The organism is Streptomyces sp. NPDC003027 (assembly GCF_053591435.1).
This window is the reverse complement of sequence record NZ_JBSFTU010000004.1, coordinates 198,999-223,089: the sequence shown is the minus strand read 5'-3', so window position 1 is coordinate 223,089 and position 24,091 is coordinate 198,999. Positions and strand designations below refer to the sequence as shown.

The window sequence follows — 24,091 nt, the reverse complement described above, 5'->3', positions numbered from 1 at the left end:
ACCGCCACGCTCCTGCCCTGGTGGCAGCCGAGCACGCCTCCGACCGCCAAGTCCCCCGTCACGGACGAGCTGCCGCTACGGCAGCCCACCTCTCTCTTTCTCTGGAGTCACCCCGTCATGCAGAACGCACCTGTTTCTTCGTTGGTCGGGGAAGAGTACGAGGTCGAGGTCGGCCCCGTGGCACACGGCGGCCACTGCATCGCGCGGACGGAGGCGGGCCGGGTCCTCTTCGTCCGGCACGCGCTGCCCGGCGAGCGGGTCGTCGCCCGGGTCACCGAGGGCGAGGAGACCTCCCGCTTCCTGCGCGCCGACGCCGTCACGATCGTGGAGGCGTCCAAGGACCGGGTGGAGGCCCCGTGTCCCTTCGCGGGCCCCGGCAAGTGCGGCGGCTGCGACTGGCAGCACGCCAAGCCGGGCGCCCAGCGCCGCCTGAAGGGCGAGGTGATCGCCGAGCAGCTGAAGCGGCTGGCCGGGCTCACCCCCGAGGAGGCCGGCTGGGACGGCACCGTCATGCCGGCCGAGGGCGACAAGCTCCCGGCGGGCGAGGTCCCGCAGTGGCGCACCCGCGTCCAGTACGCCGTCGACGCCGAGGGCCACGCGGGTCTGCGCCGCCACCGCTCGCACGAGGTCGAGGTGATCGACCACTGCATGATCGCGGCCGAGGGCGTCTCGGAGCTGGGCATCGAGAAGCGCACCTGGGAGGGGATGGCCTCGATCGAGGCGATCGCCGCCTCGGGTTCGGGCGACCGCCAGGTGGTCCTCACCCCGCGACCGGGCGCCCGCCTGCCGATCGTCGAGCTCGACAAGCCGGTCTCCGTCCTGCGCGTCGACGAGAAGGACGGCGGGGTGCACCGGGTCCACGGCCGCCCCTTCGTCCGTGAGCGCGCCGACGACCGCACGTACCGCGTCGGCAACGGCGGTTTCTGGCAGGTCCACCCGAAGGCCGCGCAGACGCTCGTCCTCGCCGTCATGCAGGGCCTGATGCCCCGCAAGGGCGACACCGCCCTCGACCTCTACTGCGGCGTCGGCCTCTTCGCCGGCGCGATCGCCGACCGGGTCGGCGACCAGGGCGCGGTCCTCGGCATCGAGTCCGGCAAGCGCGCCGTCGAGGACGCCCGCCACAACCTCCAGGACTACGACCGCGTCCGCATCGAACAGGGCAAGGTCGAGAGCGTCCTGCCGCGCACCCGCATCACCGAGGTCGACCTGATCGTCCTGGACCCGCCCCGCGCGGGCGCCGGCAAGCAGACGGTCAAGCACCTGTCGGGCCTGGGCGCCCGCCGCATCGCTTACGTGGCATGCGACCCGGCGGCCCTGGCACGGGACATCGCGTACTTCCGCGAGGGCGGCTACCGGGTACGGACACTGCGGGCGTTCGACCTGTTTCCGATGACGCACCATGTGGAGTGCGTGGCGATCCTGGAGCCGGTGAAGAAGGACGCCTGACCTGCGGTTTTGTCAGTGCGCATTATGTGCGGTGTGGGCGTTACGGCGATATCTTGACGCTGAGATGACGCTCATTTGACGCTCGTTCTGATGGGTTGTCAGGCGCGCTGAAGTGCTGCTCAGCGGCAGGTCGGGCCGCGTATCCGTCGTTGGTGGAAGCCTGTTGACCGGCTACTCGTGCCGCCGCCCTCGGCGTCGGCGCGGCAGCCTTCTCCGGTTCTCTCCGGCGGCAGGCCGCCGCCTGCCCCGCCCTCCCCGGCACCACCTCGTACGGCGCCCTCCAGTCGGCCGACGCCAACGGGATCATGCTCCCGGCAGGCTTCACCAGCCGGGTCATCGCCCGCTCCACCCAGACCGTGTCCGGGACCGGCTACACCTGGCACAAGGCCCCCGACGGCGGCGCCTGTTTCGCCGACGGTTCGGGCTGGATCTACGTCTCCAACGCCGAGGTCGGCAGTGCCGGCGGCGGTGCGAGCGCGGTGAAGTTCAACAGCAGCGGCACCGTCACCGGCGCGTACAGCATCCTGTCCGGCACCAACGGCAACTGCGCGGGCGGCGCGACCCCGTGGAACACCTGGCTGTCGTGCGAGGAGGTCGACACGGGTTAACGTCCACGAGACCGACCCCTGGGGCACGAACCCGGCCGTGCGCCGCGCCGCGATGGGCCGTTTCAACCACGAGGCCGCCGCCGACCCCGTACGCAAGGTCATCCATCTGACCGAGGACAAGAGCGACGGGTGCCTCTACCGCTTCGTGCCCACCACGTGGGGCGTCCTCTCCAGCGGCGCCTTCCAGGTGCTCAAGGAGGAGTCCGGCGTCCTGTCTTGGGCCAACGTGCCCGACCCCGACGGCTCGCCCACCGCCACTCGCTACCAGGTCTCCGGTGCCAAGGTCTTCAACGGCGGCGAGGGCTGCCACTACCGCGCCGACATCTGCTACTTCACCACCAAGGGCGACAACCGCGTCTGGGCGTACGACGCCTCCGCCAACACCCTCGCGGTCGTGTACGACGACAACGTCTCCGGCGCCCCGCTCACCGGCGTGGACAACGTGACCGCCGCAAGCGTCGGCGACCTGTACGTCGCCGAGGACGGCGGCAACATGGAGATCTGCATCATCACGCCCGATGACATCGTCGCCTCGTTCCTTCGCATCACCGGCCAGTCCTCCTCCGAGATCTGCGGCCCCGCCTTCAACTCCTCGGGCAACCGCCTGTACTTCTCCTCCCAGCGCGGCACATCCGGCTCCAGCAGCGGCGGCATCACCTACGAGGTGACCGGCCCCTTCCGTACCACCTTGTGAGGGCGGTCGGCCCGTGAACGCGTCGGTCCCCAAGAACCGAGCGGGATCTTGGGGACCGACCGCGCGCCTAGCCGGCGGTGGAGCGGCAGCGGGCGCACACCCCCGTGAGCTCCAGGGTGTGCTCGACCTCGGCGAACCCGGTCGACTGGGTCACCTGGGCGACCCAGTGCTCGACCGCGTCAGTGTCGAGTTGCTGGCCACGGCGACAGCAGCGGCAGATCAGGTAGTGGCGGTGCTCGACGGCCGGCCGGTGCCGGTAGAGGCGTTCGCCGACCTCGTCGCGTACGACGTCGGCGCCGCCGGCCCGCTCCAGGCCCTGCAAGGTGCGGTGGACGGTGGTGAGTCCGACCCGGACGCCCGCCTCGGCCATCGACGCGTGCAACTGCTGGGCGGACACGAAGTCGGCGCGTTCGGTGAGCGCCTGGACGACAGCGGCACGCTGACGTGTCATGCGTTCGCCCACTTTCGCCACTCCCGTCACGACGGACTCCCTCATGCCTCCGCTGCGGGGGTGGAGCGCGCGGCCACGCGGGCGAAGACGAGCGCCACGAGGGTCAGACCGCCCAGCGCCGCGGCCGTGCCCGGGTATCCGCCGAGGGCGAGACCGACGCCGCCGAGGCCCGCCCCCAGGAACACGCCGAAACTCATCCCGGCCGCGTTGAGGCTAGGGAAGGTCGGCCAGGAGCTCTGACCGGTACGGCAGCTCCGCGAGCGTCGGGCGCCCGGCGGGCTGGAAGCACAGCAGCAGGGAGCGCCGGTCACGGGAGGACGTGTTGGGCCCCGAGCGGTGCACGATGAGGCCGGGGAACATCAGGACGGAGCCGGCCGGAGCCTCGATGGTCACCGCCCCGCTGACATCGGTGCGCGCGGCGTCGACCAGCAGCCCGGTCGGCTCGGCCCGGTCGCGCGGGGCGGGGCCCGCCAGGTGGCTTCCCGGGACGATGGTCAAGGCGCCGTTGTCGGCCGTCACATCGTCGAGGTAGATCATCGCGGTGGCGATGTCCCGGGCGGCCGGGCCCGCGCAGCAGTACCAGTACGGGTAGTCCTGGTGCCAGTGGTACGCGGAACCGACGCCCGCCCTCTTGAAGTTGAGCTTCGAGGTGAACGGCCCCAGCCGGTCGGCGTCCAGCAGCCGGCGCATGGGCCCGGTGAGCCGTTCGTCGGCCCACAGGGCGTCCAAGGCGGGGTCCAGGTGCGTGACCGGTGAGAGGCTGCGCACCGCGGGCGGGCGGGCGTCCGGCTCCCAGTGGACGGTCGTGCCGTCCACCGTTTCCAGCCGGTGCCCGTCCGGCCACACGGTGACCTCGGTCTTCCCCTCCAGGGCGTGCCTGGTCACCCGGCCGAGAGCGGACTCCGCGGCCTGGCTCAGAGCCGCTGTCTCGGCTGGGGTGAACAGCCGCGGAAGCAGTACGTAACCGCGGGTGAGCTCGTCGTCGGGGACCATGGCACGGCACCTTTCGGGTGGGGACGGGGGCGCGGAGGGTCAGGCCGCGCCGGGGACCAGGAGGGGTTCGTCGCGCAGCAGTGCGCTGTTGTGGGGCGGCCAGTCCAAGACGCCGGGCGGCAACTGGAACGTCCAGCCGTTGTACGTGTACGTGCGCTGAGTGTGGATGTCGGACTTGGAGCTGTTGATGGCGAGGATCTCGTCCCGGGGCAGCGTGTCGGGCAGCGATTCGAGCAGGACCCAGGCGTCGTGCTGTGACGTGGCGGCGCCGGCTGCGGTCGGGTCGCTCATGTGTCCTCCGTGGTCAGGTATTGATGGGTGAAGTCGTGGGGAGTCGGGGCGTCAGGCACTGGACGCGGACGGGGCGGTAGCCCGGTCGGTGGCTGCCAGGGCCGTACCGAGGTCCATGGCGCGCACCAACTGGCGGGTGATGGTGGCCCGGGGAGCGTCGAGAATCTGTTCGGGCGCGCCGGTCTCGACGACGTGGCCGCCGTCGATGACGACGATGTGGTGGGCGACCGCGGCGAGCAGCTCCAGATCGTGACTCACCCAGAGCAGCGCCGTGCCGTGTTGCTCGCGGAGCCGGGCGAGTTCGGCGAGGACCGCTTCGGTGGCGTCGGCGTCCAGGGCGGTGGTGATCTCGTCGCAGACCAGTACGTCCGGGGCGGCGAGTGCGGCGCGGGCGAGTGCGGCGCGTTGCAGTTCGCCGCCGGACAGGCCGCCGGGGCGCCGCTCGACGGTGGCCGCGTCCAGTCCGAGCCGGCCCAGCAGGTCCAGGGCCTCGCGCCGCGCCTCCCCCGCGTCCCGGCCCCGCAGCCGTACGGCGGTACGGGCGACCTGCTCGGCCACTGGACGCCGCTCGTCGAAGGAGCTGCGTACCTCCTGCCAGACGTACTGCACCCGCCGCTTCTGATCCGGGCTGCGGCGGCGGAGCACCGGCAGCGGGGTGCCGTCCAGGAGGACCGTGCCGCGGTGGCGTTCGTGCAGTCCGGCGACGCAGCGCGCCAGGGTGGTCTTGCCGCTGCCGGACAGGCCGGCCACGCCGACGCAGGCCCCGGCGGGCAGTTGGAGGTCGACGCCGTGCAGGACGGGGCCTCGGCCCCGGCTGTGGAGGTGGGCGGAGAGGTTTCGTACGTCCAGCACCGGTGCGCCGTCCGGCTCGGTGGGCGTGTGGCGTGCGGCGGTAACCCGGCGGCGGGCGGGCAGGGCGTCATCCGGGCTGCCCTGTGCGGTCACCCGTCCGCGCCGGAGCACGACCACGTGGTCGGCGAGGGCACGCACGAGGTCGTGGTCGTGGCTGAGCAGCAGGATGGCCAGCCCGGTGCGGGCGAGCGCGGCCAGCTCCCCGGCCAGCCGCATCCGGGTCACCGTGTCGAGCCCGGTGCTGGGCTCGTCGAGCACGAGGACCCGTGGCCGGCACACCAGGGTCTGGGCGAGCGCGACGCGCTGGCGCTGGCCGCCGGAGAACTGGTGCGGGAAGCGCCGCTCGGTGTCCCGCCCAGTGGGCAGTTGCGCGGCTTGGAGCGCGTCGGCGGCAAGGACCCGAGCCGGGTCGGCCGGGTGGTGCAGCCGGGCGAGTTCGGTGAGGACGGCGCCGGTGCGGCGGGCCGGGTTGAGGGCGCTGCCCGGATGCTGGGGCATGTACGCGACTAGGCGTCCGCGCAGGCCGGTGGCCGCCTCCTCGGTGATCCCGTCCCCGTCGACGACCGTGACGGACCCGGCCTCCACCCGCCCGCCGAGGCGCACGCCGGGGCCGCACTCGCCCAGAAGCGCCAGGGCGGCCGTGGTCTTGCCGCTGCCGGAGGGGCCGACGAGCGCGGTGACGTGACCCTCGTACAGGTCGAAGTCGACCGTGTCGAGAAGCGCGGTGCCCCCGGCTCGCGCGGTGAGCCCTCGTACCGTGACCAAGGGCGTCTTCGAGGTCATCGCACGGCCTCCTGCGTACGGCGGGAGCGGGCCAGCAGGCGGTCGGCGAGCAGGTTGAGCCCCACGGTGAACATGACGAGCATCGCGGCGGGTGCCAGCACGGCCCACGGCTGGAGCAGCAGCGCCTCGCGGCTGCGGGAGATGCTCACCGCCCAGTCGGGCGCGGTCGGGTCCAGGCCGAGGCCGAGGAAGTTCGCCGAGCCGACGAGGAAGACCGCGAGGGTGATGCGGGTGCCGATGTCGGCGGCGACGGGGGAGAGCACCGAGCGTGCCACGTGGTCGAGTTGGATACGGGCCCGGGACTCGCCCTGCACGCGCAGCGCCTCGGTGACGGGGCCGCTCGCCGCGTCCAGGGCGGCGGCCCGCACCAGGCGGGCCACGGGCGGGACGTTGACGGCCGCGACGGCGAGGGCGATGGCGGCGGGGGAGCCGCGCCAGCCCACCGCCACCACGCTGATCACCAGCAGGGTGGGCAGCGGGAGCAGCACGTCGAGGGGGCGGATCAGCAGCTCGTCGGCCCAGCGGCGGCGGGCGGAGGCCGCCAGCAGGCCCACGGCACCGCCCACCAGGTAGGCGACCGCGACCGCGCCGAGCGCCATGCCGAGCGCGCTTCGTCCGCCGTGCAGGAGCAGAGCGAGCACGTCGCGCCCCAACCCGTCCGTGCCGAAGGGGTGTTCGCCGCCACTGGCCGCATAAGGGGCGAACACTCCGGGCCGGGCCGGCTCGGCGAACCACGGGCCCAGCAGGGCGATGCCCAGCGGCAGCGCGAGCAGCGCCACGCCGACCGGCGCCGTCGGCAGTTTCACGCTCTTCACCGGAGCACCTCCATCCGTGGTACGAGTCGATGGGAGACGAGATCGGCCGCCAGGCTGAACAGCAGGGCCGCGGCGGCGACCACCAGGGCCAGGCCTTGGACCGTGGGTACGTCCCGTGCCTCGACCGCGTCGACGAGCGCGGTCGCCACGCCGGGGATCGCGAAGACCGCCTCGACGATCAGCACGCCGCCGACCAGGTTGTCGCCCACCCGGGCCAGCTCCTGGACGCCGGGCACGGCCGCGTTGGGTAGGACGTGCCGCATCAGCAGGGCCCGGCGCGGCACGCCCAGGCGCCGCGCCTGGGTGACGTAGTCGGCCTTGAGGACCGTCACCATGCCCGCCCGCACCTGCCGGGACAGCAGGCAGATCATGCGGGCCGCCACCACCCCGACCGGCAGGACCAGCAGCGCGGGCTGCCCGATCAGGTCGGCCGCGCCCACCCCTACCCAGGTCGCGGGCAGCCAGCCGAGCCGGAGGGAGAGACCGGCCACGAGCAGCAGCGCCAGGACGAAGTCGGGGACGGCGTTCAAGGCGAGCGTCACCGAGGTGACCGCCCGGTCCAGGCGGCCGCCCTCCCGCAGCCCGGAGACGATGCCGAGCAGCACCGCGAGGGGGACGACCACCGCGAGGGTCACTACGGCGAGCACCAGGGTGATGCCGGCCGACTCGGCCAGGATGTCCAGCACCGGGCCGCCGCTGACCAGCGACGTGCCCAGGTCACCGGTGAGTACACCCCCGGCCCAGTCCGTGAAGCGTTCCAGGGCCGGCCGATCCAGCTGGAGCTGCTCGCGCAGCGCCGCCACCTGCTCCGGTGTGGCGTCCTCGTTGTTGCGGACGTCGGCCGCGTCACCGGGCAGCAGCGACGTCAGCAGGAACACCAGCACTGTGAGCAGGACCAGTTGTACGGCTCCGAGGGCGAGGCGTTGCAGGGCGTACCCACGCATCGTCAGGCCAGCCACACCTTGTCGAAGCGGGCGGAGTCGAGGGTGTTGGGCGGGGCCTCCTTGACGCCGCGTACGCGCGAGGAGACCGCGTTCAGCCAGTCCGGGTGGCCCCAGATGAGCAGGCCGCCCTCATCGTGGAGGGTGCGCTGCAACTGGCTGTAGAGCTCGGTGCGTTCGCCCTCGTCGGTGGTGGACTGGGCCTTGGCGAAGGTGGCGTCGAAGTCCTTGCGGCGCCAGCCGGAGGCGTTGAACGCCGACTTCGTCAGGAGCCGGTCGTTGATGTAGGTGGGGATCGTCATGGCACCCGACCGGTGGCTGCCCATCACCCCCTTGGTCAACTGGTCCTTGAAGTACGTCTCCGAGGAACCGGTGGTGACCTTGATCCGCAGGCCCGCGTCGGCGGCCTGCTCGGCGAAGAGGGTCGCCGCCTCCACGAAGCCGTTGGCCACCGAGGAGGTGTAGATGGACAGCGTCTTGTTCAGCACGCCGGCCTTCTTCAGCAGGGCGCGTGCCTCCGCGACGTCACGCGTGCGCTGCGGGATGTCCTCGGGGTAGTACTGGTAGCCCTTGCCGAACATGTCGTTGCCGACGACGCCCTGGCCCGCCAGGACGACCTCGACCAGCTTCTCCCGGTCGGCCAGCAGCTTGAACGCCCGGGTGACATCGGGGTTGTCGAAGGGCTCCTGGTCGCACTTCATGACGATGGCGTGGGCCGTGCTGCCCTTGGCGGCGACGATCCGGACGGACTTGTCGGCGGCGGCGGTACGGGCGAAGGTCGGCGTCATCTCGTAGCCGTACTCCGCCTCGCCTCCCCGCAGGGCGTTGCCGCGCGCGTCGGCGTCGGCGGACAGGATGCGCAGCTCGTCGACGTACGCCCCGCCGTCCCAGTGGTCGTCGAACCGCTCGGCGACGAACGACCGGCCGGCCCGGAAGGACTTCAGCCGGAACGCGCCGGTGCCGACGGGCTTGGCCGGGTCGCTGTAGCGGGCACTGACGATGGCGGTGCCCAGCGTGCCCAGGAGCGCGGGCAGTTCGGCGCTCGGCCGACCGAGCGCGATCTCGACCGTGTTCTTGCCGATACCCCGGCTCTTCTTCAGATCGATGACCGACAGCAGGCCCTGCGCGAAGTGGTTGGTGGCCTTGGGGTCGAGAATGCGGCCGAAGCTGAACAGCACGTCCTCGGGCGTGAGCTTCTTCCCGTCGTGGAAGAGCGCCTCCCGGAGGGTGAAGCGCCACACGGTCGCGTCGGCGTTGGGCTCCCACTTCTCGGCGAGCCGGGGGACCGGCGCCATGTTGGCGTCCAGGTCCACGAGCCGGTCGAACAGCGCCTTGGTGCGCGCCATGTCGATGGCGAGGGCCTCGGCGTGCGGGTCGATGGTCTCCTGCTCGCCGCCGCCCGTGAACAGGGCACGGAACTGGCCGCCGCGCTTGGGCGCCGCCTTCCCGTCGGCCGCGGGACCGCTCCCGGCGCCGGATCCACAACCGGTGAGGGCCAGGGCTCCGGCCGTACCGGCGGCACCGGCCAGGGCGAGGAACTCTCGGCGGTTCCGGAATGTCGACATGCTGCTCCCAGATCACTTGGCGTAGACCGCGTGCACGGAGATCCCGGGGCAGGAGGCGCAACGGGGCCGTGGCGCCGAAAGCCTTACTGAAATGAAAATGATTGTCAATACGGACTGATGGGCAGTGGGCCAGCGGCCCGGGTCCGGTCGGCGCTCGCAGGCGGGAACCAGCGCTCTCCTCCCTCCGACTCATGTCGGAGAACGAAGGAGGTGGGATGGACGGTCTGGATGTGCAGCTGCGCGGAGTCGACTGCCGGCACGGGCGGGTGGATGCGGGTCACGCTGCCGCTGGCGGCCGCCTGTGGCTCGCGCACGGCGAGCGGGCGGCCTTCCGGATCCTCCGCGCCTGCGCCGGCTGGCTCGTCGCCCCGCTCCACCTGCCACTGCGGCTGCCCACACCGCCGCACCGTCCGCGCGTCCGGTCGCTGCCGCGAATTCCCGGTCCGCGCGCCATACCGCCTGCTCCCTGCCTGTGCCCTCACCTTCCGGGGTCCGCCCAGGGGACCGCTGTCAGCCGACAGCCGGCTCCCCGAAGCCTCGCGCTTCGGGCACCGACCGCGCACGACGCACCGCGCGGCCGTGCGACATCACCGGACCCGCCCGACCGAGACTCAGCAGGCGGGCCCGGACCGGAACTCCGAGAAGGGCACCAGGCGATGACCCCTGCCTGCTCCCGTCCACACCGCGATGTACCAGCAGAGAGCGGCACGACGACGCGTCGATAACGTCATGGGCGCTCGCCGCCCGCAGCGGCGACCCCGAGGCGGTCGACCGTTTCGTACGGGCTTTGCAGCGCGACGTACGGCGGTACGTCATCTACCTCAGCTCCGACCCGCAGGCGGCCGACGATCTGACCCAGGAGACGTTCCTGAGAGCGTTGGGCAGTCTGCACCGCTTCGAGGGCCGTTCCTCAGCTCGCACCTGGCCGCTCTCCATCGCACGGCGCACGGTGGTCGACAGCCTCCTCCGATACGCCGCCGCGCGCCCCCGGCTTGGCCCAGGGGGGCGACACCCCCGGCTTAGACGACGGCGTCGCACTCGCCGAACTGCTCGCCCTGCTTCCCGACGAACGCCGTGAAGCCTTCGTCCTCACCCAGCTGCTGGGCTTGCCGTACGCCGAAGCCGCCCTCGCCAGCGGCTGCCCGGTCGGCACGGTCCGATCCCGCGTCGCCCGCGCCCGTACGGCACTGATCGAGCTGCTGTACGACGCCGAAGACGTCGGTGTACCCCGGGAGCGACCGACTCCGCCGCCACGGCGAGCGCCGGTCCGGACCGCCCAGCCCCTGTTGAGTTCCGTCGCCTGAGCCCGAGGACGCCGGGCGCGGCGGGGACGGCGGCATGCTCAGGGGAGTCGACCGCCGTCCCGCTGCCCGGATTACAAGTGGGCGGCGATGGACGGCATGAGGTCCTGGAAGGTGCGGCCATCGGCCGGGGTGCCGATGGCCGCCATCTTCCAGCCGTTGCCGTCTCGGTGGACCTTGGCCATGATCTGGGCGGTGTGGCGGCCGCCGCCCGTGAGGGTGTAGCGCGCCATTTCCTGGCCGTTGGTCTCGTCGAGCAGACGGCAGAAGGCGTTGTCGACCTCTTCGAAGGTCTGGCCGGTGAAGGAGTTCACCGTGAAGACGATCTGGTCGACGTGTACGGGGACGCGTTGCAGGTCCACGATGATCGACTCGTCGTCGCCGCCCTGGCCCGCGCCGCCGACGCGGTTGTCGCCGGTGTGGCGGACGGAGCCGTCGTCGCTGACAAGGTGCTGGAAGAAGACGACGTCCACGGGCTGCTTGGCGGCGAAGAGCACGGCGGAGGCGTCCAGGTCGATCTCGCGGGCGGTCATCCGGGCGAGGAAGCCCTTGCGCGGCGCGGCCTTCCAGCCCAGGCCCATCCGTACGACGCTCAGCGCGCCGCCGTCGGACTTGCTGAGGCTGATCTGCTGTCCCTTGGACAGGTTCACGGACATGAGGTGCCCTCTTCGTTCGTTCGGGGTGTGAATGATCCGGTTGCGCGCGTCAGCTTCGTAGGGAGCCGTTGCCCGCTGCGCCTCCCGGAGGCGTGGCGGTGCCGTCGGCGGGCTCGGCCTTGATGACGCGCGGGGTCGGCTGTTGCCCGGGGGGCGATTCCTGGTCCTTCATCGCTTTGGCTTCGCTCTTGAGGATGCGCGCCGCCTTGCCGGCGTTGCGGGCAAGTTCGGGGAGTTTCTTGGCGCCGAAGAAGATGAGGACGACGATCAGGAGTATCGCGAGCTCGCTGAGTCCGAACACCGGTATCCGCTCTCTCGAAGTGGCCTTGGGGCAGTGGGCGGTTCGGGGCGCGGTGCGACCCGTGCCCTTGGAAGCGGTGGGTCAGACGTTGACGCCGAAGTCGGTGGCGATGCCGGCCAGCCCGCTGGCGTACCCCTGGCCGACCGCGCGGAACTTCCACTCCGTGCCGTGCCGGTACAGCTCGCCGAAGATCATCGCGGTCTCGGTCGCGGCGTCCTCGGACAGGTCGTAGCGGGCGATCTCCGTGCCGCCGGCCTGGTTGACCACGCGGATGAAGGCGTTGCGAACCTGACCGAAGCTGTGACCGCGGCTCTCGGCGTCGTGGATGGACACCGGGAAGACGATCTTCGTCACGTCGGCGGGGACGGCGGCCAGCTCGACCTTGATGACCTCGTCGTCGCCTTCGCCCTCGCCGGTGAGGTTGTCGCCGGTGTGCTCAACGGAGCCGTCCGGGCTGGTGAGGTTGTTGAAGAAGACGAAGTGCTGGTCGGAGAGCACCTTGCCCGAGTCGTTGACCAGCAGGGCGCTGGCATCCAGGTCGTAGTCGGTGCCGGTGGTCGTGCGTACGTCCCACCCCAGGCCGACCAGTACGGCGGTCAGGCCCGGGGCCTCCTTGCTGAGTGAGACGTTGCCGCCCTTGGCGAGGCTGACACCCATGTCGCATCCCTTCCCGTGTACGAGACCCGGGCCACCGTCCGCAGCCCAGGTGGAGCCCCTCAAATCTACAGCAGTGTAGAAATCTGTGGGCGCTTCGCCGGTGAGCCTGCCCGGAACCCGTCCCCCCCCACCCTGCCGGCCGCGCTCCATGGCCTGCCCGACGGTCTGTGCCGCCGGGCGCACGAACCTACAACGGGGTAGAAGATGGCTCGTGAAGGGCGGCGGCGCGGGCTGCTCGGTGCATATGGCTGCCACGCCAACCCGCACCGAACTCGGACCGACAGGCAGCCCACGACTCAGTACGATGAACCGCTCCTGCGGCAGATCCGCGGGGCCGAACGGCGGAGGGAGATGGCGTGACGGACCGGAACCAGGGCGGTGCCGCTCAGCAACCTCGCCGACGCGGCCAGGGCGAGCTCGAAGGCCAGGTGCTCGCCGCGCTGCGCGAGGCCCCGGGGCCGGTGAACGCCGGGTGGGTGCAGGAGCGGCTTGGTGGCGATCTCGCCTACACCACGGTGATCACGATCCTGACCCGTCTGCACGCCAAGGGCGCGGTCGCCCGCGAACGGGCGGGCCGCTCCTTCGAGTGGACGCCGACCGCGGACGAGGCGGGGCTGGCCGCCCTGCGCATGCGGAAGGTACTGGACGCGGAGGCGGACCGGGAGGCCGTCCTGGCGAGCTTCGTCACCGCACTGCCCCCGGGCGACGAGCAGTTGCTGCGGGACCTGCTGGCGCAGGCGGCCGACGAAGGGGAAGACTGACGGCCATGGGGGTCTTCGTCTTCCTGCCGCTCGTCCTGCCCTTGAGCGCATGGCCGATCGCCCGGCTCGCCGAACAGCACCTGCATCCTCGCGCGGCCACGTGGCTGCTGACGGCGGTCGCCGGAGTGCTCGCCGTGTGCAGCACGTTGTGCCTGGCGCTGCTCATGGTGGTCGGCACCGCGCAACTTCCTGGCAACCCGCTGCCCGACGGCTGGTCGGACCCCGAGGTGCGTGAGGCGGTGCCGTACGACGAAGTGGCGGGCAAGGTCGCCATCCCCGCGCTCATCGTCGTCCTCGCTTCGTGTACGAGGGCGGCTTGGCGCCACCACCGGGTACGCCGCCGCGCCACGCACGCCCTCGCGGCGCTGCCGGCCAGGTCGGTGGCCGTGCTGCCCGACCGTGCGCCGTACGCCTATGCCCTCCCCGGCAGGCGTGGCGGCCGTGTGGTGGCCACCACCGGAATGCTGGAGGGACTGACCGCCTCCGAGCGCCGGGCCCTGTTCGCCCACGAAAGGGCTCACCTGTCGGGTCGTCACCACCGTTTCCTGCTCGCGGTGCAGCTCGCGGCGCGGGCCAATCCGTTCCTTCGGCCGCTGCGTACCGCCGTGACCTACACCGCGGAGCGGTGGGCCGACGAGGAGGCGGCAGCGGCAGTCGGCAGTCGGCGCGTGGTGGCCCGGGCGATCGGCAAGGCGGCGCTCGTCTCGCGTGGTGCGCCGATCGCGACGCTGGCGGGATTCGCGGTGGCGGGCCCGGTGCCGCGCCGGGTGGCGGCTCTGCTGGAGCCCGCTCCGGCCGAGCGGGTCTGGCCGCCCGCCTCCACGACGGTGGGCCTCGCTGCCTGGGGTGCGGCCGCCGGGGCCACGGTGTCGGCGCTGTCGTCGGCGAACTCGGCCGTCACTCTCTTCTTCATCCTGAAGGCGGCGACCCCGCTTTGAGCCGGGTTGCCGACGGCATCGGGGATATCCGCAGACCGCCTTCCCGCCCCTCACCGGGCGGGAAGGCGGTCTGCGTCGCAGAGCTCAGATCGTTCGTGTGATGCCGCGTCCGCTGCCGCCGGCGCAGGCGGGATGGGCCGTTCGATGCCCGTGGTGTCCGTGACACCTGGGGTATGACGACGTGCCGCGGGACCCCGCCTCCACGGAAACCCGGCGGGACCAGTCGGCTGAAAAGGCCCAGGCGGCGACGATCACGATCGCGCCGACGATGCTGCTGGAAAGCTCCAAGGCCGTACCGTCCCGAGAGTGGCCGCTGAGGGACCGGCGGCTATGGGTCAGAGGTCGAACTCGTGCGGGGGTAGGTCGAGGGCGAAGCAGGCTTCGCGTACGACAGCCTGCTCGGTCTTGTCGAAGTCGCCGTCGGCGCCGCCGATGACGATGCCGATCTGGATGACGGCGCGGGCCTCGGCGGGCTTCTTCTTCGCCTTGGCGATCTCCTGCATGACGCTGACCTTGCCGAAGTCGAAGTCGGCGGCGAGCTTGTTCAGGTTGTCGTCGAAGCGCCGCTGGAGGTCTGTCGCGTCGAAGTTCTGCAGTACCTCGTTGGTGGCGATGAGCTGGGCGACGCGCTGGCGTTCGGTCGGGTCGACGGTGCCGTCGGCAGCGGCGACCAAGGCGCACATCGCCATCGACGCGTCGCGGAACGCGCCGCTCTTGAGGTCGTTCTTCTTCGCCATGAGCTGGGTCTGCATCGTCGATGCGGACTCCTTGAGGCGGTCCCACAAGGCCATGAGAACTCCATCTGGGTCGGGCGGTCCGGGCCGTACGGGGGTAGGCCGGCCCGGACCGCCGCTTTTTCTACATTGATGTAGAAGCTATCAGGTGGTCAAGAGAGCCTCAGCCCTCTTCGCCCTCCTCGTCCCCTTCGAAGAAATCCCCGACTTCGTCGACGACTTCAGCGGCGACCATGCCGCCGACCACACCGACGGCGACCCCGGCCGCGCCGGCCGCGACGACGGTGCCCATACCGGGGCCGGACCGGTGACCGTGCCCGTCACTGTGGTGGACGTCGCCGTGCCCGTGCGGCGCATGCGTGCCGTAGGAGGAGCGCTGCTCGACGAGCCGGCGTACCCAGCCGTCGACTTCGGCGTTCCAGTCGGTGCGGGTCACGCTGTCGTGGCTGACGGTGAAGCGGGTGAGGGCGTCGTGGCCGCCGGAGAAGAGACCGCCTCGCTTGTCCGCCTCCAGAACCACCTCCATGCCGCCGGGTGCGGCGAGGAAGGTCACCTCGATCTCGTTGACCGCGTGCGCGTACTGCGCAGACGGGGTGATCTCGATCTCCTGGTAGAACGGCAGCTGCTGCTCCGTGCCGCCGATGTGGCCGTACTCCAGGTCGGCGGACTTGAAGCCGAAGCCGAGCTGCCCGAACGCCTCCAGGATCGACTCCTGTACGGGCAGCGGGCCGACCGTCAGCGGGTCGAGGTCGCCCTTGTCCTTGGCGCCGGCGACGCCGAGCTCCGTGCGCACGCCCAGCGCGATGCCTAGCTCCTGGCCGTACAGCTCGGTGATCGGGGTCTCCCACGGCAGTGTCACCGCGAACGTGATGCTGCGCTCCTCGCCCTCGGCGAGGCGGAAGCCGCCGGCCACCACGTACCGCTCGAAGGCGATGGCGCCTTCGTGCTCGCCGTCCTCGGTCTCGGCCTCCACGCGGGCGACCAGTTCCAGGGTGATGTGCTCGATGTCGAAGTCCGCGTTGCCGCCCTTGAGCCGGACCTCACCGGTGAGGCTTCCGCCGGGAAGCACGGGACCGGGGCCGAGAACCGTGTCGACGGCGGGGCCGCCGACGCCGATCGAGCCGAGCAGCCGTTTGAACACCATCGTGGCGTTCACTCCTTCTTCATGCGTGGGATCTTTGTTGCCTGGCGGGTGTGCAGTGCGGCCGGAGCCGACCAGCATCTACAGGCATGTAGAAGCATAGGGTTGGTCAACCTCGGGATGAGGAAGCGTCGCGTTGCTCGGTACGACTTCCTGACACCCTCACGCCCTCTTGCGTGGATGACCGGCAGCACGGCGCCGCTTTCGTTTGCCATTCCTTTACAGTGGGTGTAGAAACACGACGCTTCTGGACCCACTGTCTTCCCCGCGTATGAGAAGGAGCTACGGACCCGCGATGGGTGAACCTCCCAGTACCAGCCGTGCCATTCCCCGCCCGCAGACCATGAGCCGGTGGACGGGGGTGACACGGTGACCGAAGTCCTGCTCCTCCTGCTTGCCCTGGCTCTGACCCTGGCATGCGCGCTGTTCGTGGCGGCGGAGTTCTCGCTGACCACCGTCGAGCGCGGCGAATTGGAGCGCGCCGCCGAGGCGGGCGAGCGCGGTGCCGACGGGGCGCTGAAGGCCGTACGGAAGCTGACCTTCCAGCTCTCCGGCGCCCAGCTGGGCATTACCGTCACGTCGCTGGTGATCGGCATGCTGGCCGAGCCGTCCTTGGCCGCGCTCTTGCGTGGGCCCCTGGAAACGATCGGGCTCGGGGCCGCCGCTTCCTCCGTCGCCACGGTGCTCGGTGTCGCCGTCTCCACCGTCGTCCTGATGGTGGTCGGTGAGCTGGTCCCGAAGAACTGGGCGATCTCGCATCCGCTGGCGGTCGCGAAGGTGGTGGCGGGGCCGCAGCGCGGCTTCACGGCTGCCTTCGGGCCCTTCATCCGGCACCTCAACAGCACCGCGAACCGGTTCGTACGCCGCTTCGGCCTGGAACCGGCCGAGGAGCTGGCGTCCGCCCGCACCCCGGAGGAGCTGGTGGCGCTCGCTGAGCACTCAGCGCGTGAGGGCGCGCTGGAGGAGGACTCGGCCGAGCTGTTCGTCCGCACCCTGCATTTGAGCGAGCTGACGGCTGAGAACGTGATGACCCCGCGCGTGGACGTCCTCGCGCTGGAGGCCAACGCGACCGCCGCCGACGCGGCCAACCTCACCCTGGCCACCGGCCTGTCCCGCTTCCCCGTCTACCGCCACAGCCTGGACCAGGTCGTCGGCACCGTCCACATCCGCGATGTGCTCGCCGTGCCCGAGCCGGACAGGGCGACGACCCCGGTCACGGCCCTCGCCACGCCGCCGCTGCTGGTGCCCGACAGCCTCCCGGCCGACCGGCTGCTGGAACGGATGCGCGCCGAGCGGACCATGGCCGTCGTCATCGACGAGTACGGCGGCACGGCGGGCATCGCGACCGTCGAGGACATCGTCGAGGAGGTCGTCGGCGAGGTGCGCGACGAGCACGACCCGCTGGAAGCCCCCGACCTGCTGCCCGCGCCCGCCACCGAGGACGGCCGCGCCTCGTGGAAGGCGGACGGCAGCGTACGGATAGACCAGCTCGCCGCGATAGGGCTGATCGCCCCGGAGGGCCCGTACGAGACGGTGGCCGGCCTGATCGCCACCCGCCTGGCCCGCATCCCCGTCCCGGGCGACATCGTGGACGTGGCCGGCTGGCGACTGGACGTCCTGGACGTCGAACACCACCGGGCCGACCGCGTGCACATCACCGCACCCGCCCCCCTTCCCCGCCAGGAGCGCGAGCAGCAGGAGCTGGAGGCGGCCCGATGACCACCGTGCAGCTCCTCATCGGAGCCCTCACCCTGCTGACCAACGCGTTCTTCGTGGCGGCCGAGTTCGCCCTGATCTCCGTACGCCGCAGCCAGATCGAACCCGCAGCCCGTGCAGGTAACACCCGGGCCAAGATCACGCTGTGGGGCCTGGAGCACATCTCCCAGATGATGGCCACCGCCCAGCTCGGCATCACCGCCTCCTCGCTGGTCCTCGGCGCGGTCGCCGAACCCGCCATCGCCCATCTGCTGGAGCCGGGCTTCGAGGCGGCCCACGTGCCGCATGGGTTCGTCCATCCCGTGGCCTTCGTGATCGCGCTCGCCGCGGCCACGTACGCGCACATGCTGATCGGCGAGATGGTCCCCAAGAACATCGCACTGGCCGCACCCGCCAAGACAGCGCTGCTGCTCGGCCCGCCGCTGGTGGCCCTCACCCGCGCCCTGCGCCCGCTGGTGTTCTCCATCAACGCCTTCGCCAACGTCCTCCTGCGGCTGATGAAGGTGGAACCGAAGGACGAGGTCGAATCCGTCTTCACCGACGACGAGCTCGCCCGCATGGTCGAGGACTCCAGCCAGGCCGGCCTTCTCTCGCCGGCCGACAGCGAGCGGCTGCGCGACGCCCTGGAACTGGGCACACGGCCGGTCGGCGAGATCGTGGTACCCGCGGGGAAGATGCGCACCGTCCCGCACACGATCACCCCGGCCGGGCTGGAGCATGTCGCAGTCGCCGCCAAGTTCTCCCGCTTCCCGGTCACCAGCCCCTCCGGAGCCGTCCTCGGCTACCTGCACATCAAGGACACCCTCGGTGTCGCAGAGCGCGACAAGCCGTTCCCGCGCAGCGCGCTGCACCCTGTCACCCGGGTCCGTATCGACACCCCGCTGGACGACACGCTCACCGCGCTGCGCGCCGCCGGCAGCCACTTGGCCGCCGTGACCGGCGAGAGAGGCGCGGTCATCGGGTACGTGACCATGGAAGACGTACTCGAAGAACTGGTCGGCCCGGCGGCACCCCACGCGTCCACGGTGTCGTCCTGATGTATCCATCCCTTAAGGAGCGTTCCTTGTCCGCCAGACCGACGGTTCCGTCGGCGAACAGCCCCCGACCGCGCCAAGGTGGTCTCCGTTGAGCGCCGTCCTCGGCCTGCTGGCCGTGCTGGTCCTGACCGCCGGCACCGGCTACTTCGTCGCCCAGGAGTTCGCCTACGTCGCCGCCGACCGCCTCGCGCTCGCCCGCGAGGCCGAAGCGGGCGACAAGCGCGCCGCCCGTGCCCTGAAGGTGCTGGAACGGCTTTCCTTCATGCTGTCGGGCGCGCAGCTGGGCATCACCGTCACCGGTCTGGTGGTCGGCTTCCTCGCCGAGCCCTCCGTCTCCGCGCTGCTCAAGCCCGTACTGAACGGCCTCGGGCTACCTGACGGCGCCGTGTCCGCGATCTCGGTCGTGCTCGCCTTCGTCCTGGCCACCGTGGTCCAGATGGTGCTCGGGGAGCTGGCCCCGAAGAACCTCGCGCTGGCCGTGCCCGAGCGTCTGGCCAAGTCCCTGGCCTCCTCGACCCTGGTCTACCTGAAGATCGTCGGCCCGGTCGTCCACGTCTTCGACGGCGCCGCCAACAAGCTGCTGCGCAAGGTCGGCATCGAACCGGTCGAGGAGCTGCACCACGGCGCCACCCTCGAAGAGCTCAGCCACCTGATCGGCGAGTCCCACGAGAAGGGACACCTGCCGACGGACACCGCCGAACTGCTCGACCACGCCCTGGAATTCTCCGAGCGCACCCTGGACGAGGTCATGGTGCCCCGCGCGGACGCCGTCTTCGTACGCAAGGATGCCACCGCCGCCGAGGCCGTCGAGTTGATCGCCAAGTACGGCCATTCGAACTACCCGGTCCTCGGCGACCACCCAGACGACGTCGCCGGAGTCCTCGGCGTACGGGACCTGATGCGGCTGCCCGCCGACCGCTTCGAGGACACCAGCGCCGGGCAGGCGGCCCGCCGCCCGCTGCTGCTCCCCGACACCCTGCCGCTGCCGGACGCGGTGGCGCAGATGCGCGAGCGCGACGACGAGTTCGCGGTCGTCCTCGACGAGCACGGTGGTGTGGCCGGGATCGTCACGTACGAGGACATCGCCGAGGAACTGGTCGGTGACATCGCCGACGAGACCGACACCGTCGTCGAACTCGCCGTTCCCGACGGCAGCGGCTGGCTCGTCGACGCCGGGCGCCGCCTGGACGAGGTCGAGGACGCGACCGGTATCGCGCTGCCCGAGGAAGAGGACTACGACACCGTGGCCGGCCTGATCATCGACCGCCTCGGCCGCTTTCCGGCGGTCGGTGACCGCCTCACCGTCGACGGGATCGACATCCGGGTCCTGAAGCTGGACCGGCACGTTCCCGAGCGCGTACGCATCGAGCAGGCCGAGCCGGTCCAGCCGCCGGCCGGCCCGACGGCCGAGGAGGCGCAGGCATGAGTTTCCCGCTGGCCGTCTTCGTCACCGTCCTGCTGCTGATCGGCAGCGGCTTCTTCGTCGCCGCCGAGTTCGCTCTGGTCGCCGCCAAGCGCCACCGCATGGAGAAGGCCGCCGCCGAGGGGCAGCGCGGTGCCAAGGCCGCACTCGCCGGCATGCGCGAGCTGTCCCTGATGCTCGCCGGCGCCCAGCTCGGCATCACCATCTGCACCCTGGGCCTGGGCTCCATCTCCAAGCCCGCCATCTCCCACCAGGTCGACCCTCTCCTGGTGAAGCTCGGCCTGCCCAGCGGCCTCAGCTACGGCATCGCCTTCGCCTTCGCCATGATCGTCGTCGTCTTCCTGCACATGGTCCTCGGTGAAATGGCACCCAAGTCCTGGGCCATCGCCCACCCCGAGCGCTCCGCGATGCTGCTCACCCCGCCCTTCCGCGCCGTGGTCAAGACCGTACGGCCGCTGATCTGGCTCCTCAACAAGGTCAGCAACGCCCTGGTACGGCTCTGCCGCGTCCACCCGCGCGACGAACTGGCCGCTGTCCACAACCGCGAACAGCTCACCCACCTGGTCGCCGAGTCCGAGCGCCTCGGCCTGATCAACAAGACCGACTTCGAGCTGATCACCCGCTCCCTCACCGAGCCGCAGACCCCGGTCGCCGAGCTCCAGACCCCGGCGGGCGACATCATCACCGTCCCCGCCGACGCGGACCTGGACGCGATCCTGACCAAGGCCACCGCAGCCGACCGGTCCCGCCTCCTGGTCCGCGACGGCGAGACGATCCTCGGCTCGCTCCACGCCCGTGACGCCCTGGTCGCCCGCACCCGCGGTCGCACTGTCACCGCACGCCGACTGGCCCGACCGGTGCCTGAGCTGAAGGGCACCGACAGCGTCTCCCACGCGGTCGAGCAACTGCGCCACCACCGGGCATCGCTCGCCCTCATCCGCGACGAGGGCGGGCGGCTCACCGGACTGATCAGCCTGGACGACCTGATCGCTCGCCTTATGGGGCTCCGGGCTGCCTCCTGATGAACGAGACGGCAGGGGCGTCTGGGCATGGCTCGGGCGCCCGGCGCCACTTTGTGGTGACTGGGAGTTCCATGGGAGCAGGCGCTGGAGCGTCCAAGTAGGTCACGAGCGTCGGCAGGTCGACCTCCTGGTGGGCGGCCCATGACACCTCGATACACCCGCTCGTGGCTGCCCACCTCCACTGCCGCGGATCAGCGGACCCGGGTCTCCTCCAGCGGGGCGGCGTAAAGACCCTGCCCGGTGTCGGGGAGGTGCGGGGTGTGGTTGACGAGGCGGGCGGAGTTGCCGACAACGGCGATGCTGCTGGTGTTGTGAAGGAGGGCGGCGACGACCGGGTTGATGGATCCGCCCGCGCCGGCGAGCAGGCCGGCGAGGTTGACGCCGATGGCCAGGCCGTAATTCTGCCGTACGACGCGCAGGGTGTGGCGGCTGAGCTCCACGACGGCGGCGACCTGGCGCAGGTCGTTGCCGGCGAGGGCGATGTCGGCGGTCTCCAGGGCCACGTGGTGAGCTCACAGAGCCGAAGTAGGCGCCCGGCCCCATGGTGACGCCGGTCGCGACCTCGTGCCGCGGTCCGCGCAACGCCCTCCAGACCCGCCGTCGGGGCTGCGGTGCCGTGCTCGAAGCGGAGCGTCAGCTCACCGTCGAGGAGGCCGGTGACCGGGATAGCGCGGGCCTGCTGCCCTTGGTCACGGACGAAGCCGCAGTACGTGAAGTGCCGGGCCTCCAGCACCTGCCCGCGCCGCTCGAAGGTGACCGCGCGGGTGTAGCCGCCGATCTCCAGCGGCAGGACCAGGCGCCCGCCCTCGGCCAGCTGCTCCCGCCAGGCCGGGGTGATGTCCCAGCAGCTGTAGGTGATCATGCTGCCGTCGAAGCCGCCGCGCGGCACGAGGTGTGCGGGTGCGCCGAGGGCCGCGTCGGCCTCGACGGCGGTGACGCGCCCGCTGCCGGCCTCCGTAAGGAACCGGCGGGTGCGGCGCACGACCCACGGGTCGATGTCGACGGTCACAACCCGCCCCTCGGGGCCGACGACGTGGGCGATCAGCTCGGCGTTGTAGCCGCCGGAGCCCGCCTCGAACACGATCGCACCCGGCGTCAGGCACAAGTTCTCTCCCGGCTGCCGGGAGCGGGACGTCGGACCCGGCGGCCGGGACGATGGCGGGCGGGGAGTCAGACGGTGGAGCCGGTCACCGACGTACCGTTCTTGACCACCTGATAAGTGATCTTGGTGCCGCTGTAGAAGTGGAACGTGAGCGTCACCGGTGCGCTGTCACGCAGCGAGGTGAGGAACTTCTCGGTGAGGGTGATGGTGTTGCCCGCGTAGTCGGGGGTGAAGGAGATGTTGAACTCCTGGAACGCCGTCCAGTCGGCGGGCCCGGCGTTGGTGCCGTCGCCGTACTTGGCCTCCATGGTGGCGAGGTGGTCCCCGCGGAACCGGGTGGGGACGGTGAGCCCGGAGGTGGTGCCCGACGCGCCGGTCTGCTGCGGAGCGTCGTACGTCGTCACATGGAGCTTCCAGGGCCGGCCCTGCGAGAACCTGGCCTGGAGCGTGGCGTTGTCGCCGTACGAGCGGTCTGCGACCAGGCGGGTCAGTGCGGCGGCCTTCAGGGTGAGCCTGTCACCGGAGACCGTGTAGTCCGAGCCCGCGACGAGACGCCGGTCACCGTGCCAGAGACCCTGGAACCCCAGGCCGTTGCGGTTCAGCGTGAGCGACTGGTCCGTGATCCGACCGGACTTGGGGACGAAGAGGCGGTCGAAGGAGGTCGAGCCCGACCGGGTGGTCCAGCCCGTCCTGATCAGGTCGAAGAGCTCCTGGTCCCGCCACTGGAGGGTGTCGCGGTTCAGGTACGAGAACGGGTCCCACAGGGCGGTGGTGATGCCGTACCTGCGGGCCGCGTAGCCCACATGCTCGTAGTACTTCAGCGCCTCGCCCCGCTCGACGCGGGAGGGGTGGAAGTGATTGGGATAGTCGAGCAGACCGTACTCGCCGACGTAGAGCGGGATGCCCCTGGCGACGAAGGTCTGGTGCATGGTGGCGAAGGTGTCGTCCAGGTGCTTCCGCGCGGTGGCGTCGTAGTGGGTGCCGCCCGCGATGTTCACGCTGAACGGGTACCAGCTGTAGAAGTGCACCTGCGCGATGAGCTGATCGTCGTTGAGCGAGGCGATCGTCGTGTACAGGTCGTCCATGAACGCCTTGTCGGGGCTGCCCGCCGGCGTGGTCAGGCTCAGCAGGCGGTTCGCGTTCGCGCCGCCGGAGGCACGGACCACGGAGTGGAACGAGGTCTGAAGCTCCCTCAGGTACCGGAACTTCTGCGCGTCCGTGGCACCGGCGAAGCTCGGCTCGTTGATGCCCTCGAAGACCAGGGTGCGCGGTGCGTCACGGAAGGTCGTGGAGATCTGGGACCAGGTGGAGACGAAGCGGGCCATCACGTTGTCGTGGTCGCTCGTGATCTTCTCGACCCACTGCCATGAGTCGTGGTGGACGTTGAGCACGACGTACAGTCCGCTGTCCAGCGCCCAGTCGACGAGCTGCTTGACGCGGGCCATGTAGGTGGCGTCGATGGTGTACGGCGCGGTGGCGGACTGGCGTGCGCTCCAGGTCACCGGGATGCGGACGCTGCGGAACCCTTCCGCGGCGATCTTCTCGAATGTCGCCTTCCTGGTCTGCCCGTTGCCCCACGAGTCCTCGTCGGGTATGGCGTCCAGGGTGTTGCCCAGGTTCCAGCTGGGCTGCATCGCGGCGACGGCGGACGTGGCGTTCGCGGGTACGCGCGGCACCAGCTGGGCGGCGTCGGCCGTCGGAGCGGTGAGCCCGGCGCCGAGCAGCAGGCCGGCGGTGGCGGCCAGGGCGAGCAGTACGTTCGCCATGCGTCTCGGGAGTCGCCTCGCGGCTTGATACGAGTGGGTCATGTCCCTCGGGTCCCTTTCGGTCGCGGGATGGGCGTGGGGGTGCCCCGCCTGCGGG

22 protein-coding genes and 4 pseudogenes are annotated in these 24,091 nt (G+C 71.0%); 10 read left to right on the top strand and 16 right to left on the bottom strand.

Annotation, left to right across the window (positions count from 1 at the left end; genetic code table 11):
* Positions 1 to 117: 117 nt before the first annotated feature.
* Together ACWDX6_RS05805 and ACWDX6_RS05800 are read left to right on the top strand one after the other, a co-directional pair.
* Positions 118 to 1,446 carry a class I SAM-dependent RNA methyltransferase gene (locus tag ACWDX6_RS05805; RefSeq protein ID WP_451483689.1) on the top strand — a complete coding sequence of 443 codons (1,329 nt, stop codon included), beginning with the start codon at positions 118 to 120 and terminating at the stop codon, positions 1,444 to 1,446.
* A 176-nt stretch (positions 1,447 to 1,622) separates the two neighbouring features.
* Positions 1,623 to 2,748 (top strand): annotated as a pseudogene (locus tag ACWDX6_RS05800) (alkaline phosphatase PhoX); the annotation flags it as partial.
* A gap of 67 nt (positions 2,749 to 2,815) precedes the next feature.
* Here the strand turns inward: ACWDX6_RS05800 and ACWDX6_RS05795 are convergent.
* Genes ACWDX6_RS05795 through ACWDX6_RS05760 form a run of 8 tightly spaced genes read right to left on the bottom strand, consistent with a single transcriptional unit; the run spans position 2,816 to position 9,439 of the window.
* Complete coding sequence (locus tag ACWDX6_RS05795; protein ID WP_451483682.1) at positions 2,816 to 3,199, bottom strand: Fur family transcriptional regulator; 384 nt, start codon at positions 3,197 to 3,199, stop codon at positions 2,816 to 2,818.
* A gap of 41 nt (positions 3,200 to 3,240) precedes the next feature.
* Complete coding sequence (locus ACWDX6_RS05790) at positions 3,241 to 3,396, bottom strand: hypothetical protein (RefSeq protein WP_451483681.1); 156 nt, start codon at positions 3,394 to 3,396, stop codon at positions 3,241 to 3,243.
* Between the two features lie 16 nt (positions 3,397 to 3,412).
* Positions 3,413 to 4,192 (bottom strand): phytanoyl-CoA dioxygenase family protein, encoded by a 780-nt coding sequence (locus ACWDX6_RS05785; protein WP_451483680.1) that lies wholly within the window; start codon positions 4,190 to 4,192, stop codon positions 3,413 to 3,415.
* 39 nt (positions 4,193 to 4,231) lie between these two features.
* Entirely contained in the window at positions 4,232 to 4,483 is a 252-nt protein-coding gene (locus ACWDX6_RS05780; protein WP_451483679.1) for a hypothetical protein, read from the bottom strand.
* Between the two features lie 51 nt (positions 4,484 to 4,534).
* Positions 4,535 to 6,118: an ABC transporter ATP-binding protein gene (locus tag ACWDX6_RS05775; protein WP_451483678.1), complete on the bottom strand. Its 1,584-nt coding sequence runs from the start codon at positions 6,116 to 6,118 to the stop codon at positions 4,535 to 4,537.
* Positions 6,115 to 6,933 (bottom strand): ABC transporter permease, encoded by an 819-nt coding sequence (locus ACWDX6_RS05770; protein ID WP_451483677.1) that lies wholly within the window; start codon positions 6,931 to 6,933, stop codon positions 6,115 to 6,117. Before ACWDX6_RS05770 ends, ACWDX6_RS05775 begins: the two co-directional genes overlap by 4 nt.
* Positions 6,930 to 7,877 carry an ABC transporter permease gene (locus ACWDX6_RS05765; RefSeq protein WP_451483676.1) on the bottom strand — a complete coding sequence of 316 codons (948 nt, stop codon included), beginning with the start codon at positions 7,875 to 7,877 and terminating at the stop codon, positions 6,930 to 6,932. The genes ACWDX6_RS05770 and ACWDX6_RS05765 overlap by 4 nt, the downstream gene beginning before the upstream one ends.
* A 2-nt stretch (positions 7,878 to 7,879) precedes the next feature.
* Positions 7,880 to 9,439, bottom strand: a complete 1,560-nt coding sequence (locus ACWDX6_RS05760) for an ABC transporter substrate-binding protein (RefSeq protein ID WP_451483675.1) — start codon at positions 9,437 to 9,439, stop codon at positions 7,880 to 7,882.
* A 299-nt stretch (positions 9,440 to 9,738) separates the two neighbouring features.
* On the opposite strand from ACWDX6_RS05760, the pseudogene ACWDX6_RS05755 reads away from it, so the two are divergent.
* Positions 9,739 to 9,943: pseudogene (locus ACWDX6_RS05755) on the top strand (hypothetical protein); the annotation flags it as partial.
* A gap of 163 nt (positions 9,944 to 10,106) precedes the next feature.
* Positions 10,107 to 10,743, top strand: a pseudogene (locus ACWDX6_RS05750) (sigma factor).
* A gap of 71 nt (positions 10,744 to 10,814) precedes the next feature.
* Here ACWDX6_RS05750 and ACWDX6_RS05745 read toward each other — a convergent pair.
* The 3 genes from ACWDX6_RS05745 to ACWDX6_RS05735 all read right to left on the bottom strand — a co-directional run bounded on the left by ACWDX6_RS05745 (position 10,815) and on the right by ACWDX6_RS05735 (position 12,354).
* Positions 10,815 to 11,396 carry a TerD family protein gene (locus ACWDX6_RS05745; RefSeq protein ID WP_451483674.1) on the bottom strand — a complete coding sequence of 194 codons (582 nt, stop codon included), beginning with the start codon at positions 11,394 to 11,396 and terminating at the stop codon, positions 10,815 to 10,817.
* Positions 11,397 to 11,445: 49 nt separating this feature from the next.
* Positions 11,446 to 11,697: a twin-arginine translocase TatA/TatE family subunit gene (gene tatA / locus ACWDX6_RS05740; protein WP_451483673.1), complete on the bottom strand. Its 252-nt coding sequence runs from the start codon at positions 11,695 to 11,697 to the stop codon at positions 11,446 to 11,448.
* Between the two features lie 81 nt (positions 11,698 to 11,778).
* A complete protein-coding gene (locus tag ACWDX6_RS05735; RefSeq protein ID WP_451483672.1) occupies positions 11,779 to 12,354 on the bottom strand; it encodes a TerD family protein in 576 nt (191 codons plus the stop codon).
* A gap of 356 nt (positions 12,355 to 12,710) precedes the next feature.
* On the opposite strand from ACWDX6_RS05735, the gene ACWDX6_RS05730 reads away from it, so the two are divergent.
* Together ACWDX6_RS05730 and ACWDX6_RS05725 are read left to right on the top strand one after the other, a co-directional pair.
* A complete protein-coding gene (locus ACWDX6_RS05730) occupies positions 12,711 to 13,115 on the top strand; it encodes a BlaI/MecI/CopY family transcriptional regulator (protein WP_451483671.1) in 405 nt (134 codons plus the stop codon).
* Between the two features lie 5 nt (positions 13,116 to 13,120).
* Positions 13,121 to 14,053 (top strand): M56 family metallopeptidase, encoded by a 933-nt coding sequence (locus ACWDX6_RS05725; protein ID WP_451483670.1) that lies wholly within the window; start codon positions 13,121 to 13,123, stop codon positions 14,051 to 14,053.
* A 335-nt stretch (positions 14,054 to 14,388) separates the two neighbouring features.
* Here the strand turns inward: ACWDX6_RS05725 and ACWDX6_RS05720 are convergent, their stop codons facing one another.
* Together ACWDX6_RS05720 and ACWDX6_RS05715 are read right to left on the bottom strand one after the other, a co-directional pair.
* On the bottom strand, positions 14,389 to 14,844 hold the full coding sequence (locus ACWDX6_RS05720; protein WP_451483669.1) for a tellurite resistance TerB family protein: 456 nt from the start codon (positions 14,842 to 14,844) through the stop codon (positions 14,389 to 14,391).
* A gap of 106 nt (positions 14,845 to 14,950) precedes the next feature.
* Entirely contained in the window at positions 14,951 to 15,931 is a 981-nt protein-coding gene (locus ACWDX6_RS05715; protein ID WP_451483668.1) for a sporulation protein, read from the bottom strand.
* A 366-nt stretch (positions 15,932 to 16,297) separates the two neighbouring features.
* Between ACWDX6_RS05715 and ACWDX6_RS05710 the strand changes: the two genes are divergently transcribed.
* The 4 genes from ACWDX6_RS05710 to ACWDX6_RS05695 all read left to right on the top strand — a co-directional run bounded on the left by ACWDX6_RS05710 (position 16,298) and on the right by ACWDX6_RS05695 (position 21,126).
* Positions 16,298 to 17,647, top strand: a complete 1,350-nt coding sequence (locus tag ACWDX6_RS05710) for a hemolysin family protein (protein WP_451483688.1) — start codon at positions 16,298 to 16,300, stop codon at positions 17,645 to 17,647.
* Entirely contained in the window at positions 17,644 to 18,681 is a 1,038-nt protein-coding gene (locus ACWDX6_RS05705) for a hemolysin family protein (protein ID WP_451483667.1), read from the top strand. Before ACWDX6_RS05710 ends, ACWDX6_RS05705 begins: the two co-directional genes overlap by 4 nt.
* Before the next feature lie 88 nt (positions 18,682 to 18,769).
* Positions 18,770 to 20,107, top strand: a complete 1,338-nt coding sequence (locus tag ACWDX6_RS05700; RefSeq protein ID WP_451483666.1) for a hemolysin family protein — start codon at positions 18,770 to 18,772, stop codon at positions 20,105 to 20,107.
* Complete coding sequence (locus ACWDX6_RS05695; protein ID WP_451483665.1) at positions 20,104 to 21,126, top strand: hemolysin family protein; 1,023 nt, start codon at positions 20,104 to 20,106, stop codon at positions 21,124 to 21,126. The genes ACWDX6_RS05700 and ACWDX6_RS05695 overlap by 4 nt, the downstream gene beginning before the upstream one ends.
* A gap of 191 nt (positions 21,127 to 21,317) precedes the next feature.
* Here ACWDX6_RS05695 and ACWDX6_RS05690 read toward each other — a convergent pair whose 3' ends face one another.
* The 3 genes and pseudogenes from ACWDX6_RS05690 to ACWDX6_RS05680 form a co-directional block, all read right to left on the bottom strand.
* Entirely contained in the window at positions 21,318 to 21,629 is a 312-nt protein-coding gene (locus ACWDX6_RS05690) for a hypothetical protein (protein ID WP_451483664.1), read from the bottom strand.
* Positions 21,630 to 21,639: 10 nt separating this feature from the next.
* Positions 21,640 to 22,237, bottom strand: a pseudogene (locus tag ACWDX6_RS05685) (SAM-dependent methyltransferase); the annotation flags it as partial.
* A 59-nt stretch (positions 22,238 to 22,296) separates the two neighbouring features.
* Complete coding sequence (locus tag ACWDX6_RS05680) at positions 22,297 to 23,994, bottom strand: cellulase family glycosylhydrolase (protein ID WP_451483663.1); 1,698 nt, start codon at positions 23,992 to 23,994, stop codon at positions 22,297 to 22,299.
* Between the last annotated feature and the right edge of the window lie 97 nt (positions 23,995 to 24,091).

Excerpts from the sequence above, each read along its gene's own strand:
- ACWDX6_RS05780 (WP_451483679.1), bottom strand. The coding sequence starts at position 4,483 with ATGAGCGACCCGACCGCAGCCGGCGCCGCCACGTCACAGCACGACGCC.
- ACWDX6_RS05775 (WP_451483678.1), bottom strand. The coding sequence starts at position 6,118 with ATGACCTCGAAGACGCCCTTGGTCACGGTACGAGGGCTCACCGCGCGA.
- ACWDX6_RS05725 (WP_451483670.1), top strand. The coding sequence starts at position 13,121 with ATGGGGGTCTTCGTCTTCCTGCCGCTCGTCCTGCCCTTGAGCGCATGG.
- ACWDX6_RS05785 (WP_451483680.1), bottom strand. The coding sequence starts at position 4,192 with ATGGTCCCCGACGACGAGCTCACCCGCGGTTACGTACTGCTTCCGCGG.
- ACWDX6_RS05695 (WP_451483665.1), top strand. The coding sequence starts at position 20,104 with ATGAGTTTCCCGCTGGCCGTCTTCGTCACCGTCCTGCTGCTGATCGGC.
- ACWDX6_RS05795 (WP_451483682.1), bottom strand. The coding sequence starts at position 3,199 with ATGACACGTCAGCGTGCCGCTGTCGTCCAGGCGCTCACCGAACGCGCC.
- ACWDX6_RS05745 (WP_451483674.1), bottom strand. The coding sequence starts at position 11,396 with ATGTCCGTGAACCTGTCCAAGGGACAGCAGATCAGCCTCAGCAAGTCC.
- ACWDX6_RS05765 (WP_451483676.1), bottom strand. The coding sequence starts at position 7,877 with ATGCGTGGGTACGCCCTGCAACGCCTCGCCCTCGGAGCCGTACAACTG.
- ACWDX6_RS05680 (WP_451483663.1), bottom strand. The coding sequence starts at position 23,994 with ATGGCGAACGTACTGCTCGCCCTGGCCGCCACCGCCGGCCTGCTGCTC.
- ACWDX6_RS05790 (WP_451483681.1), bottom strand. The coding sequence starts at position 3,396 with ATGAGTTTCGGCGTGTTCCTGGGGGCGGGCCTCGGCGGCGTCGGTCTC.
- ACWDX6_RS05805 (WP_451483689.1), top strand. The coding sequence starts at position 118 with ATGCAGAACGCACCTGTTTCTTCGTTGGTCGGGGAAGAGTACGAGGTC.
- ACWDX6_RS05705 (WP_451483667.1), top strand. The coding sequence starts at position 17,644 with ATGACCACCGTGCAGCTCCTCATCGGAGCCCTCACCCTGCTGACCAAC.
- ACWDX6_RS05760 (WP_451483675.1), bottom strand. The coding sequence starts at position 9,439 with ATGTCGACATTCCGGAACCGCCGAGAGTTCCTCGCCCTGGCCGGTGCC.
- ACWDX6_RS05720 (WP_451483669.1), bottom strand. The coding sequence starts at position 14,844 with ATGGCCTTGTGGGACCGCCTCAAGGAGTCCGCATCGACGATGCAGACC.
- ACWDX6_RS05715 (WP_451483668.1), bottom strand. The coding sequence starts at position 15,931 with ATGGTGTTCAAACGGCTGCTCGGCTCGATCGGCGTCGGCGGCCCCGCC.
- ACWDX6_RS05735 (WP_451483672.1), bottom strand. The coding sequence starts at position 12,354 with ATGGGTGTCAGCCTCGCCAAGGGCGGCAACGTCTCACTCAGCAAGGAG.